Source organism: Paenibacillus sp. N3/727 (genome assembly GCF_022637315.1).
In the GTDB taxonomy this organism is placed as follows: Bacteria; Bacillota; Bacilli; order Paenibacillales; family Paenibacillaceae; genus Paenibacillus_AQ; species Paenibacillus_AQ uliginis.
In genome coordinates this window covers 4,274,306-4,286,716 of record NZ_CP093336.1, presented here as the reverse complement: position 1 = coordinate 4,286,716, position 12,411 = coordinate 4,274,306, and the positions used below count along the sequence as shown (strand labels likewise).

14 protein-coding genes are annotated in these 12,411 nt (G+C 45.8%); all 14 read left to right on the top strand.

Annotation, left to right across the window (positions count from 1 at the left end; genetic code table 11):
• Positions 1-24 precede the first annotated feature (24 nt).
• The 14 genes from hslV to MNQ98_RS19665 all read left to right on the top strand — a co-directional run bounded on the left by hslV (position 25) and on the right by MNQ98_RS19665 (position 12,372).
• Positions 25-567 carry an ATP-dependent protease subunit HslV gene (gene hslV / locus MNQ98_RS19730; protein ID WP_208918843.1) on the top strand — a complete coding sequence of 181 codons (543 nt, stop codon included), beginning with the start codon at positions 25-27 and terminating at the stop codon, positions 565-567.
• Between the two features lie 42 nt (positions 568-609).
• Positions 610-2,013 (top strand): ATP-dependent protease ATPase subunit HslU, encoded by a 1,404-nt coding sequence (hslU, locus tag MNQ98_RS19725; protein ID WP_241929768.1) that lies wholly within the window; start codon positions 610-612, stop codon positions 2,011-2,013.
• 396 nt (positions 2,014-2,409) lie between these two features.
• Positions 2,410-2,817 (top strand): flagellar basal body rod protein FlgB, encoded by a 408-nt coding sequence (gene flgB / locus MNQ98_RS19720; RefSeq protein ID WP_208918845.1) that lies wholly within the window; start codon positions 2,410-2,412, stop codon positions 2,815-2,817.
• Between the two features lie 6 nt (positions 2,818-2,823).
• Complete coding sequence (flgC, locus tag MNQ98_RS19715) at positions 2,824-3,276, top strand: flagellar basal body rod protein FlgC (protein ID WP_208918846.1); 453 nt, start codon at positions 2,824-2,826, stop codon at positions 3,274-3,276.
• A gap of 39 nt (positions 3,277-3,315) precedes the next feature.
• Positions 3,316-3,630 (top strand): flagellar hook-basal body complex protein FliE, encoded by a 315-nt coding sequence (gene fliE, locus MNQ98_RS19710; protein WP_208918847.1) that lies wholly within the window; start codon positions 3,316-3,318, stop codon positions 3,628-3,630.
• A gap of 33 nt (positions 3,631-3,663) precedes the next feature.
• On the top strand, positions 3,664-5,244 hold the full coding sequence (fliF, locus tag MNQ98_RS19705) for a flagellar basal-body MS-ring/collar protein FliF (protein ID WP_241929767.1): 1,581 nt from the start codon (positions 3,664-3,666) through the stop codon (positions 5,242-5,244).
• A gap of 12 nt (positions 5,245-5,256) precedes the next feature.
• On the top strand, positions 5,257-6,273 hold the full coding sequence (gene fliG, locus MNQ98_RS19700; protein ID WP_208918849.1) for a flagellar motor switch protein FliG: 1,017 nt from the start codon (positions 5,257-5,259) through the stop codon (positions 6,271-6,273).
• Positions 6,266-7,117 carry a FliH/SctL family protein gene (locus tag MNQ98_RS19695; RefSeq protein WP_241929766.1) on the top strand — a complete coding sequence of 284 codons (852 nt, stop codon included), beginning with the start codon at positions 6,266-6,268 and terminating at the stop codon, positions 7,115-7,117. Before fliG ends, MNQ98_RS19695 begins: the two co-directional genes overlap by 8 nt.
• Positions 7,104-8,423, top strand: coding sequence for a flagellar protein export ATPase FliI (gene fliI / locus MNQ98_RS19690; RefSeq protein ID WP_208918851.1), 1,320 nt, complete (start codon positions 7,104-7,106; stop codon positions 8,421-8,423). Before MNQ98_RS19695 ends, fliI begins: the two co-directional genes overlap by 14 nt.
• 10 nt (positions 8,424-8,433) lie before the next feature.
• A complete protein-coding gene (gene fliJ, locus MNQ98_RS19685) occupies positions 8,434-8,877 on the top strand; it encodes a flagellar export protein FliJ (RefSeq protein WP_241929765.1) in 444 nt (147 codons plus the stop codon).
• 43 nt (positions 8,878-8,920) lie between these two features.
• Positions 8,921-9,847, top strand: a complete 927-nt coding sequence (locus MNQ98_RS19680; RefSeq protein ID WP_241929764.1) for a MotE family protein — start codon at positions 8,921-8,923, stop codon at positions 9,845-9,847.
• A gap of 45 nt (positions 9,848-9,892) precedes the next feature.
• Complete coding sequence (locus MNQ98_RS19675) at positions 9,893-11,353, top strand: flagellar hook-length control protein FliK (protein WP_241929763.1); 1,461 nt, start codon at positions 9,893-9,895, stop codon at positions 11,351-11,353.
• A gap of 21 nt (positions 11,354-11,374) precedes the next feature.
• Positions 11,375-11,986, top strand: a complete 612-nt coding sequence (locus MNQ98_RS19670) for a flagellar hook capping FlgD N-terminal domain-containing protein (protein WP_241929762.1) — start codon at positions 11,375-11,377, stop codon at positions 11,984-11,986.
• The gene (locus tag MNQ98_RS19665; RefSeq protein WP_208918856.1) at positions 11,983-12,372 is read left to right on the top strand and encodes a TIGR02530 family flagellar biosynthesis protein; all 390 of its coding nucleotides are present in this window, start codon (positions 11,983-11,985) and stop codon (positions 12,370-12,372) included. Before MNQ98_RS19670 ends, MNQ98_RS19665 begins: the two co-directional genes overlap by 4 nt.
• Positions 12,373-12,411 lie beyond the last annotated feature (39 nt).

Sequence of the window (12,411 nt, the reverse complement as noted above, 5' to 3'; positions counted from 1 at the left end):
TCCGTATTAAGGAGGTCCGCCATCATGGAAATGACTTTTCACGCGACGACCATCTGTGCAGTCCGGCATAACGGCAAAGCCGCTATTGCAGGCGATGGACAGGTAACCTTCGGGGAAAGTGTCGTTATGAAGCAGACCGCCAAAAAAGTACGCCGACTATACCGGGGACAAGTTGTCGCCGGTTTTGCCGGTTCTGTGGCGGATGCGATTACACTATTTGAGAAATTTGAAGGAAAGCTGGAGGAACATCACGGTAACCTGCAGCGTGCGGCTGTAGAATTGGCCAAAGATTGGCGTCAGGATCGAGTGCTTCGCAAGTTGGAGGCGCTAATGATCGTTATGGACAAGACAGGAATGCTGCTTATTTCCGGTGGAGGCGAAATCATCGAACCAGATGATGATGTTCTGGCAATCGGGTCAGGCGGCAATTTTGCGTTGTCTGCTGGGCGAGCATTAAAGAGGCATGCGAACCACATGGAAGCGAGTGAGATTGCCAGAGAAGCACTGCAAATTGCTTCTGAGGTATGTGTATATACTAATGGGAATATCATCGTGGAAGAGTTGTGATCCCAAGATTTTTGAACAACCATTCAGGGTGGAGGAATGACGATGAATAACGAGACAATGACGCCAAGACAAATTGTAGCTGAACTCGATAAATATATCGTGGGACAGAAGCAGGCAAAGAAATCGGTAGCCGTTGCGCTTCGTAACCGTTATCGCAGGAGCCGTCTGTCTGAGATGGAACGTGATGAAATCGTTCCGAAAAATATTTTGATGATCGGTCCTACAGGTGTAGGTAAGACAGAAATTGCAAGACGGCTCGCAAAGCTTGTAAATGCACCGTTTGTAAAGATCGAAGCTACCAAATTTACGGAAGTGGGTTATGTAGGGCGCGACGTTGAATCTATGGTTCGCGATCTAGTGGAGACGGCTATTCGTATGATTAAGCTAGAGCGGACGGAGAAGGTTAAGGATAAGGCCGAAGAAATGGCCAATGAACGCATTGTTCAGATTCTAGTACCTTCTACCAACAAGACGAAGAGTCAGCGTAATCCGTTTGAAATGCTGTTCGGCGGTAACAATAGCTCTGAAGATGTTCAGGAAGAACCAGCCGAGAATGACAGTACGATCAAGGAGAAGCGCAGACAGGTGAGATTTAAGTTACTGTCGGGAAATCTTGAGGAAGATATGATTGAGATTGATGTGGAAGATACTGCACCCAACATGTTTGATATGTTTGCCGGTCAAGGCAATGATCAAATGGGAATGAATATGCAGGAGATGTTCGGAAATCTCATGCCAAAGCGGACCAAGAAGCGTAAGCTTGCGATCAAGGAAGCTCGTAAAGTGCTGATTCATGAAGAGGCTACCAAATTAATCGATATGGATGATGTGATCCAGGAATCGGTACGACGAGCCGAACAGTCTGGGATTATTTTCATTGACGAAATAGATAAAGTGGCAAGCCAAGGTCGCGCATCAGGTCCTGACGTCTCTCGTGAGGGCGTGCAGCGTGATATTTTGCCTATCGTTGAGGGATCGACAATCATGACGAAGTACGGGCCTGTGAAGACCGACTACGTCTTATTTATCGCCGCAGGGGCATTTCACGTTGCCAAGCCGTCAGATCTCATTCCCGAGCTGCAGGGTCGATTCCCAATTAGGGTTGAGCTGAGCAGCCTATCACTTGACGATTTTGTGTCTATTTTGACAGAACCTGAGAACGCTTTGACCAAACAATATGTAAATCTACTTCGGACAGAAAACATTGAAGTGGAGTTTTCTCCTGAGGCCATTCGTGAAATTGCCCAAATCGCAGCTTCTGTTAACCAGAACACGGAAAATATCGGAGCGCGCAGATTGCATACCATTTTGGAGAAGCTTTTGGAAGACTTATCGTTTGAGGCTCCTGAATTAACACTGGAACGCATGGTCATCACGCCGCAGTATGTCAAAGAAAAGCTCTCTGATATCGCGCAAGACCGTGATTTGAGTCAATATATCTTATAATGTCGAAGACAGTGACTAGAAATTGTCGAAATGATTTCATAAGTCGGAAAGTAATCGGGACCGATAGAGCATATTCAACCTCGAGACATAGACCTAGTTAGTTAAGGTGATTCGAGGGTCATTAGAAAAAATATCCAACTGTTTTTGCAGATTTTAGGAAAAAAGAGAATAAAAATGAACAAAAAGCCCTTCTTTTTGGTAAAAGATAGGGCTTTTTTCTTATTGAAAAAAGTCCCAATCTACACGAAACTTAGTTTATGTGACATCATGTTGTCGTTTTCTACTTAAGACCTAGGTTAGGGCATATGTATTATTTGTAGATGTCGAAAAAAAGAGGAATTAGACTGGTCATGTTGAATAAGTGTCTGCAATGTCTAAAGAGAAGGGGTATGGCTGGTGAACCTATTAAGCAACAGCAGCTTTCAAAGGCTGCAAAGCGGACTGGATGCGGCAAATCTTAGAAACCAAGTACTTGCCAACAATATCGCAAATGTGGACACCCCCTATTTTAAGAGGTCGGATGTAGCATTTGAGAGTCTTTTGCAGAAGGAAATGAACGGGGTGAAATCGACATTATCCGGAAAGAGAACAGATCCAAAACACTTTATTATCGGACCGTCGAGCCAAATCCCAGAAATATCAGTTAAAACGGATGATTCAAGCGCCATGAATAACAATGGGAATAATGTCGACGTAGAGCGGGAGATGTCTCTTCTTGCGGAAAACCAGCTTCGATATAACTCATATATTCAATCGGTAAATGAGCAAATTCGAATCATGCGGACTGTCATAGAGGGGAGATAGTGTTCTATGAATTTCAGTAACAGTTTTAGTGTCAGCGCCTCGGCTTTAACGGCACAACGGCTTAGAATGGACGTCATTTCTTCTAACATTGCGCATGCGGAAACGACACGAGCCAGCATCCAAAACGGAGAGTTTGCTCCATACCGCCGAAAAGTAGTTGTCATGGAGCCGCTGAAAAACTCCTTTGAAAGTATGCTGCAATCACAGATGGGTGGCGGGCGTGAAGTCGGGCAGGGTGTGAAGGTTGGAGCGATCAAGGAAGATCAATCACCTTTGAAACCAGTTTACAATCCGAATCATCCTGATGCGAATGCAGATGGTTATGTATACATGCCGAATGTGGATATTACGAAAGAAATGATTGATATGATTTCCGCCAGCAGATCTTATGAAGCGAATGTGACTGCATTGAACGCTTCGAAAGCGATGGTGATGAAGGCATTAGAAATTGGTAGGTAGTGAAAAATATACATATAGAGGGATGAGGAGGGAATATTCATGATCCAGAATACAATGTTCAGTACCGGTTCTATACAGCCCTTGCAGGTACAAAGCACTCCTAAGGTTGAAGTTGAAGCAACTCCTTCAAAATCCATTGGCCAGTTCGGCTCCTATCTTGAAGATGCGCTTCAATCGGTAGCTGCTCTGGAAGAGAAATCGCATGTAATGACAGATAAGTTAATGCTAGGTCAAGTCAACGTGGATCAAGCGATGATATCAGCCCAACAGGCTTTGCTGAGCGTGCAGCTCACAACACAGGTCCGAAACAAAGTGGTAGAAGCCTATCAAGAGATCATGCGCACGCAAATCTAATGTTTCTAGCAAAGTTTCGGATGGGGTGACAATGTGAATGAACGATTAGCCCAGTATCGGGAGAAGCTCTCCCAGTATTGGAATCAATTCAGTAAAAAACAGAAAATTATGCTTATTTCCACAGTTTCATTTATAGTCATTGCGATTATTGTGCTGACGATGCAGTTTTCCAAAACGGAATATGAAGTTGCATTCAGGGATTTGAATTCAAGCGATGCGGCCGGAATTATTAATCACCTAGAGTCGCAAGGCATATCGTATAGACTCAGTCCAGATGGAACAAGTATTTCGGTACCGAGTACGAATTCTACACGAGTACAGATTGATGTCGGATCTCAAGGGATTATCCAGAATGGGACAATCGGACTTGAGACATTTGAACAAAATGCTTCGGCTATAGGTATGACCGACAATGAGTTCGAAGTTAAATATGTAAATGCTTTGAATGGTGAAGTAGAGCGTATGCTCGAAAAAATGAACGGTATTAAAGACGCAACCGTGCTGCTAAACCTCCCAAAAGAGAGTGTGTTTGCAACAACAGCAGACAGGGAGAAAGCATCGGCTTCTGTAGTCCTTCAGTTTAAACCGGGTTACCTTCCTAATCAGGAGGCTATTGACAGTTATTATAACCTTGTCAAAACTTCTGTGCCGAACTTGCCAATTGAGAACATCACGATCACCAATGATGAGGTTGAACTCCTGGCAACGGCAAAAGGTGGACAAGGCGGTCTGATCGGTAAAGTCGAAGAGAACTTTGCGCTTCAGAAAAAGTTTGAAAAAGATGTACGTCAAAACGTTCAACAGTTTCTATCCCAATACATGGGCCCGAACAAGGTGAATGTACTTGTCGCTTCCAAACTAAACTTTGATCAGATTCAGAGCAAAGAAAATATTGTGAAACCTGTCGACGAAGAAGAAATGAAGGGCATAGAAATCAGTGTGCAGGAAATTCAAAAGAATTATTCGGGCACAGGCAGTCCTTCAGGCGGTGTTGCAGGTACGGGTGAAGAAGAGGTACCTGGATATCCAAGTGATTCGGCCAACGGCGAGACGAAATCGGAGGAAAGCTCCAGTACCATTAACTATGATGTGAATCGAATTACCCGTGACATTGTAGCAAGTCCATATACTGTCAAAGATTTAACCATTAATGTCTCTGTTGAACCACCTGCTGGACAAAGTAATTTGGACGAGGCTACCAGAGGTGCGATTGAGAACATTTTGGTCAACATTGTTCGAGCTTCGGTTGCTGATTCTGGTGTTACATATACAGACGATGAATTGACCAAAAAAGTTTCGGTCGTTTCACAGGTAGTTAATGTCAAAACTGAAGATAATACGAAAACACTCCTTTCTCAGCCACTCATGTGGGGAATCGGAATCGCTGCACTTGCCTTGCTGGCAGGGGGCGCATTCTTCTTTATACGTAGACGGAAACAGCAGCAGGATCTGCTGGAAGAGGATATCCCGCTTCCGCCAACAACAGAATTTCCGTCCATTAATTTGGAGAGCGTGACGAATGAGAGTCAAGTTCGCAAACAGCTTGAGACGCTTGCGAAAAAGAAACCAGACGAATTCGTTAATTTACTTCGGACTTGGCTAGCTGAGGAATAGGGGTGGAACCAATTGGCCAGAGGAAATAACCAAATGTTAAGCGGACGCCAGAAAGCGGCAATTTTATTAATAACGCTGGGACCTGAAGTGTCTGCTCAAATATTCAAGCATTTAAGAGAAGAAGAGATAGAACAACTGACGCTGGAAATAGCCAATGTGCGTAAGGTGGATAGTGGCGAAAAAGAACTTATTATGTCTGAATTCCATCAGATCTGTCTGGCTCAGGAGTATATAACGCAGGGTGGTATTAATTACGCGAAAGAAATATTGGAGAAAGCCCTAGGCCAGCAAAAGGCTATGGAGGTTATTAACCGATTGACGGCTACCCTGCAAGTACGGCCGTTCGATTTTGCAAGGAAGGCGGATCCAAGCCAGATATTAAACTTTATCCAAAATGAAAATGCTCAAACGATTGCGCTTGTGCTTTCTTACCTGCAGTTCGAGCAAGCAGCAGCCATTCTCTCTTCGCTTCCACAAGAAAAGCAGGCTGAAGTTGCACGCCGTGTGGCTGTGATGGATAGTACCTCGCCTGAGGTCATCTCACAGGTGGAAAGAGTGCTGGAGCAGAAACTTTCAGCCACGGTTACACAGGATTACACCAGCGCCGGAGGCATCGAATCCATCGTTCAAATCCTTAACGGGGTTGACCGCGGTACGGAACGTACGATCTTGGATGCCCTGGAAATCCAGGATCCGGAGCTTGCTGAAGAAATTAAGAAACGGATGTTTGTCTTTGAAGACATCGTTAACGTGGACAACCGTTCCATTCAGCGGATTATCCGTGATATTGATAACGCAGATTTGCAGCTTGCGCTTAAAGTGGCAAGTGAGGAAGTTCGGGACGTTATTTTCCGCAATATGTCCAAAAGAATGGCCGAGACATTCAGAGAAGAGATGGAATACATGGGACCGGTACGGCTGCGTGACGTGGAGGAAGCTCAAACGCGTATCGTAAGCACGATCCGGAGACTTGAGGAGGCTGGCGAAGTGATTATCGCTCGCGGCGGAGGAGATGACATTATTGTCTAACTTGATCAAATCGTCCCAATACATGCCGATGGATGTCTTGAAAGAGTTGGATTTGGCCCGCCACTATGCACCAGCTGTCGAGGAAGAGGATGCCGCTGAAATAATGCAGCCCGCTGAACCAGGTGTTCATCAGACCATTATAGAAGCGGAAAAGATTAGGGGAGAAATGCTCAAGGATGCGCAGGAATTCGCGGAACGGCAAATCCGGGAGGCTTCAGAGGAAGCCGAGAAGCTGATTGCTGATGCTCAGGCTCAAATCGCAGCTTGGTGGGAAGAGCGGAGAAGCCAGGATGAGGATCTTGCAGAAGCGCTGAAGTCTGAGGGCTTCAGACAAGGTTACGATGAGGGCACGGCAAAATCCGAATTGGAAATGAAAGAAATTATGGAACAGACGACTGAAGAAGCAAGAACACTTCTTCAGCAAGCCTATGAGTCGAAGGAAGAGCTGATTCAGGAAGCGGAACCGTTTCTGGTAGATCTAAGCTGTGCAATTGCTGAGAAAGTACTCGACCGGCAGTTAACTGTGAAAGCCGATTATATGCTGGAGCTTATCAGGAAGAACCTGACTCGGAAACGGGAGAAGGGGATTATATCACTGTGCGTTTCTCCGTCACATTTCGCATTTGTGCATGCTGCCCGAGAGGAATTGGCAATGGCTGTGGATTCACAGGCGGAACTGCAAATACTGCCGGATGCAACGGTTAATGACAGGGGATGTGTAATTCGTTCCTCATTCGGCAGCGTAGACGCGCGGATCGATACTCAGCTCGCAGAAATCAAGAAAGAGCTAATGCGGATATCACTCGATGATGAGGAACGGAGAAATCAAGATGAAGAAGCTTGACAGCGGCCGTTACAAAGATCACTTAAAACATATTGATCCCGTTCGGATCAACGGTAAGGTCACACAAGTTATCGGCCTCATGGTTGAATCGGAAGGGCCGGACGCCAGCGTCGGAGAGGTTTGTTATATCTATCCAAGTAAACAGTCCAAGCCGCTTCAAGCAGAAGTTGTAGGGTTCCGGGACAATAAAGTGCTGCTCATGCCTCTTGGTGAACTGCACTCTATCGGACCGGGATGTGATGTCGTTGGAACAGGCAAGCCCCTTAGCGTTCAGGTAGGCTCGGAGCTACTTGGAAAAGTGCTGGATGGTTTAGGCCAGCCGCTGGACGGTTCACTCATACCGGCCAGAATGCCTTACAGCGCAACAAACAACATACCGCAAAACCCACTAAACAGACCGCGGGTGCTGGAACCAATAAGTATCGGTGTCCGGGCGATAGACGGACTTCTGACGATAGGTAAAGGCCAGCGTGTAGGAATCTTCGCTGGCTCAGGTGTAGGTAAAAGTACACTCATGGGCATGATCGCAAGAAACACTTCCGCTGATGTAAACGTGATTGCCTTGATCGGTGAGCGGGGCAGAGAGGTTCTCGATTTTATAGAACGGGATCTGGGACCGGAAGGACTTCAGCGTTCCGTAGTAATCGTCGCAACATCTGACCAACCGGCACTCATACGGATTAAGGGAGCATTGATTGCGACGACGATTGCCGAGTATTTCCGGGATCGTGGTTTGAACGTGATGCTGATGATGGATTCAGTAACACGGTACGCCATGGCGCAGCGTGAAGTCGGACTGGCTGTAGGAGAACCGCCTGCGATGCGCGGGTATACACCGTCTGTATTCGCTAATCTGCCGAAGCTGCTCGAAAGAGCGGGAACAGGCCCAACAGGATCTATTACTGCTTTTTACACCGTATTGGTAGATGGGGATGATATGAACGAGCCTATCGCGGATGCGGTGCGAGGGATATTGGATGGACATATCGTACTTAATCGAAGCATTGCCAACAAGGGACATTTTCCTGCAATCGATGTCCTGGCAAGTATTAGCCGGGTGATGAAGGACATCGCACCTGAGGACCAGATCGAAGCGGCAGAGAACATAAAAAGATTAATGGCCGTGTACAAAGATTCGGAGGATTTGATCAACATTGGTGCGTACCAGCAGGGTTCAAATCCAGATATCGATGAATCGATAGATTACATCCAGAGCATCTGGGAGTTTACGAAGCAGAAAGTGAACGAAAAAGTGACATTGAGCGAAGTGCAGGAACGCTTGATATCCGAGTTTTCAAGGAGATGACGACTGAAAGATGAAATTTCACTACGCATTCCAGAAAATTGTGGATTTAAAAAGCAATGAGAAGACACAAGCGGAATGGATGCTATCGTCCGCGATCGGCAAGCTCCAAGCGGAAGAAAAAAGTCTGAGTGATCTTTTTGAAATGCGGGAGCAAATGTTTGAAGCTCAGCAGGAAGCTGCCTGCCGTTGTGCGCCGGTAGCCGAAATTCGGAATATTGGAATATATGTGGAATATTTGGAGTCATGCATCGTGAAGAAGCAGGATGATATCCAGTTGGCGCATGTCAACGTAAACAAGAAGCAAGAGCATTTGACTGAAAAAATGCTGGATGAAAAAGTATGGCTGAAAGCTAGAGATAAATCGAAAGAAAAGTTCCGGCAAGAAAGTCTCCTACGGGAACAAAACGAGCTGGATGAAATGGCGACGGTTCGTTTTGCCATCAACGCCCGCTAAGTTTGAACTACCGCTGGGTAAGCCCGCAAAGGAGGAGTAGAGAGTGGCACGCAAGGATATACCGATAGATAATGAGGAATCAAACGGAGGATTTGAACGGATACTGCTTTTTTTAATACCGATTATTTTTACGATTGTATTGGTCGGGGTTCTGTTGACCCTGTTCAATGTTAATGTCCGGAACGGAGTATTGGATGTTGCCAACAAAATACCGATTGTTAAGGATTGGATACCTGATCCGAAACTAACACCTGAAGAACAAAAGCTGAAGGATATCAAGGATCAAGAAGAAAGTGTTGAGGCAACGATCCAAGAATTAAAGAAACAACTGGAAGAGAAAGAGGAGTCTTTGAAAGAAATGTCAGAGCAGAAGACAGCCCAGGAGACCAAAGCGAATCAGCTCGAGACACAGATCGAAGATATGCAAAATCAATCAGCAGCATCTGTCGAAGAACCAGCAGAAGATCCTTACATTGAGCAAATACGCGATTTGGCTAAGATGTATGCCAACATGAGTCCAAGCAAAGCGGCACCGATCATGCAAAATCTGACAACAGAAGAAATGGTGCTGATGCTTAGCGAAATGAAAAGTTCGAAACGAGTTGCCATTCTGGAAAAGATGGATCCTAAAATAGCAGCTGACGCGACGATGATACTCAAAGAAGCGAAGTCGACGGAAGATCTGGCCCTCGCTGCCCAGAAATCTCGGGATAAGAAAGACAAAGAAAAAGATACGTTAAAAACGACGGACAACCTGGATAAAGCCCAGTTGAGCAAAACATTTTCCCAAATGGCACCTGATAAAGCAGCCGATCTTCTGTTGCAAACTTACAAAATTAGCCAATCTAAAGCTATCACGATTCTGAATACGGTTGATGATGGAACACGAGCACAAATTTTGAATGCGATGTCCACCAAAAGCCCGGAACAAGCAGCGAAAATTCTGAATCGGCTGATGGGATCCAAATAATCACTTCTGTTATGTTTCTTCTATATGAAAGGAGGTGAGAAAACAATGACACTAATTTTTCAAAACATGGCTACATCGAAGAATGCCGCGGCAGCATCTGGAGGAAAGACGGCGGACAGCGGAAAAACGACAACAGGAACCATGACGGAAGGAAATACGTTTGGACAGACTTTGGTTCATCAAATGTCGAATGCAGGAACGCCTACTGTTCCAGTCAAGGATATGGCGGCTTTCATGTTAAACGCATCTGTTCAAATGCTGAAAGATTTGCCTGCTCCATCCGAGGGTGAAAATGCAGCTTCTAAGGAATTGGTTGGCCCAGCAGCAAGTCATGAACAGGAAAATTCTCTTGACCTTGGATTAATTCTTATGTTTCTTCTGAAAGATCTTGAGAAGCTGGAAGAGGCGTTAAAAAAGGATCCTTCACTGCTAAAAGAAATTCAAGTCTGGCTAATGCAGGCGTTAGCAATGCTTAACGGGGTACAGGGTCAGGGGCAAGTGGCAGATCAGCAACAGCTTACTGAAGGTGAAGTTCAGACACTATCACCGCTTGCTTCGAATCCGGAAACGGTACGTTTTGCAGTACAGGATGTTCTTACGCAGCTAGGTGATATGCTTAAAAGTTTGCCTTCAAGTGAACAGTCCAAGCCTCAGCTTGTACAGCTGGTACAATCCTTTCAGGCATTAATGACTGAGAATGGAAAAGGAGCAGCCAAAGAAGCTTCTGATGGTCAGACCCGGGCAACAACCCCAGTATTAACCCAGGTGGATGGCGAAACGGCAGCAGCTGTGGATAAGAAAGAACTTCCGATCAACATAAAACCGGCTTCAGAAACTGCGAAAGTATCGGAGACTACTGTAAAAGTGACAGATCAAGTGAAAGAAGGAACTTTAACCGAGGAATCAGCTGAGGGCAAGGGTGCTTCTATCACGGAACCGGATGCTAATATGATCACAGCGGGGCAGCTGGCACTTCGAACGGGCACTACAGCACCTGTTAAACCGATGGCACAGCCGGTACCTGTAGAACAGTTTGCTAAGGAAATGACCAACCTGGTCGTGAACAAGCTGGAGTTTGTCAAACTTCAAGGCTTTACCGAGGCCAGAATATCATTGAATCCTGAACATCTGGGTCAGGTAGATATTAAAATTACCATGCAAAACGGGCAATTGATCGCCCAGTTTATGACTCGAAATTCCGATGCCAGGGAACTGTTGGACCAGCAAATGTCACAATTACGCTCCGCACTTCAAGGGCAAGGTCTTCAGGTGGAGAAGCTGGAAGTAACACAAAGCAGCCAGTCATCATCATCCCAGTTCTATCAGGACGGGCGGCAACCGGGATCTGGTCAACAGGATCCAAACCGACGCTCCAGAGAAAAGGATGTACCATCCGATGACACCATCGCAGCAGCAGCCATAACCGAAGAATGGAATGAATGGTTGGCTGAGCGGGAGGCAGACGAGGAGCAGGGCCACGGCGGCACATTTACTGCAAAAATATAGGTGCAGGGAGGTGAAATAGAAATGGCTGTAGATTATGTTAATCGCAATGTCTGGCCCAACTATTCCAAAGGAAATGTGAGCAAGGCCGGCACGGACGATGGACAGACGCTGGGGAAAGATCAGTTTTTAAGCATTCTTATTACGCAGCTAAGGTATCAGGATCCAATGCAACCAATGGAAGATAAGGAATTCATAGCACAGATGGCACAGTTCACATCACTGGAGCAGTTGATGAACATTTCTTCCCAATTAACGGACATGAGACAATCACTCGGAGCGGTGTCGAGCTTGATCGGCAAGAAAGTAAGCTGGGTTGAATATGCGGAAGGCAATAGTGGGCAGACCGTGGTGAAAAGTGGAGTTGTCGATTCCGTTCTTATTCGTGACGGAATACAATTTGTCAGAATTGGCAAGGACGAAGTGGCATTGGAATACATTACGCAAATCGAAAATAATGTACCGGAACCTGAAAGTCCGGAGACCGAAAATCCGGAAACCGGAGAAACTCCTGAAATAGAGCCAGAAGTTCCTTCAACAGAACCAGAAGTTCCTTCAACGGAACCGGATGCTCCGGCTGAATCTTCAGAGCCTTCTCAGCAAAGCGGTGAAGAGAGCGAGGGGGCAACACCATGAGTGATCGAATGACCATTGGACAGCTTTATCCTGGAAATATACATCCTACGGCCCTTCAGCGGGATCGTAACAGTTCGATAACGCCTTCCAATGCGCAGCCGGGTAAGTTTAAGGAGCTTTTAAAAGAAAATCTTCTTAAATTTAGTAACCATGCAGCCAAACGACTGGAACAGCGAGGAATTGAGATTAAGGGTGATCAGCTCACTCAAATTCACTCTGCTATTGAGAAAGCGGCAGCCAAAGGAAGTAAAGAATCACTGATATTAATGAAGGATATGGCTTTAATCGTAAATGTACCTAACCGGACTGTAGTAACCGCAATGGATGATCAGGCGATGAAAGACAATGTGTTTACTCAAATCGATAGCGCCGTCATTATTTCATAACAATTGGCTGGCCCGTAAAGGAAGCCAAGTGGCCGCCGA

Excerpts from the sequence above, each read along its gene's own strand:
- fliI (WP_208918851.1), top strand. The coding sequence starts at position 7,104 with ATGAAGAAGCTTGACAGCGGCCGTTACAAAGATCACTTAAAACATATT.
- hslV (WP_208918843.1), top strand. The coding sequence starts at position 25 with ATGGAAATGACTTTTCACGCGACGACCATCTGTGCAGTCCGGCATAAC.
- hslU (WP_241929768.1), top strand. The coding sequence starts at position 610 with ATGAATAACGAGACAATGACGCCAAGACAAATTGTAGCTGAACTCGAT.
- flgC (WP_208918846.1), top strand. The coding sequence starts at position 2,824 with ATGAATTTCAGTAACAGTTTTAGTGTCAGCGCCTCGGCTTTAACGGCA.
- MNQ98_RS19670 (WP_241929762.1), top strand. The coding sequence starts at position 11,375 with ATGGCTGTAGATTATGTTAATCGCAATGTCTGGCCCAACTATTCCAAA.
- MNQ98_RS19665 (WP_208918856.1), top strand. The coding sequence starts at position 11,983 with ATGAGTGATCGAATGACCATTGGACAGCTTTATCCTGGAAATATACAT.
- fliE (WP_208918847.1), top strand. The coding sequence starts at position 3,316 with ATGATCCAGAATACAATGTTCAGTACCGGTTCTATACAGCCCTTGCAG.
- fliJ (WP_241929765.1), top strand. The coding sequence starts at position 8,434 with ATGAAATTTCACTACGCATTCCAGAAAATTGTGGATTTAAAAAGCAAT.
- MNQ98_RS19675 (WP_241929763.1), top strand. The coding sequence starts at position 9,893 with ATGACACTAATTTTTCAAAACATGGCTACATCGAAGAATGCCGCGGCA.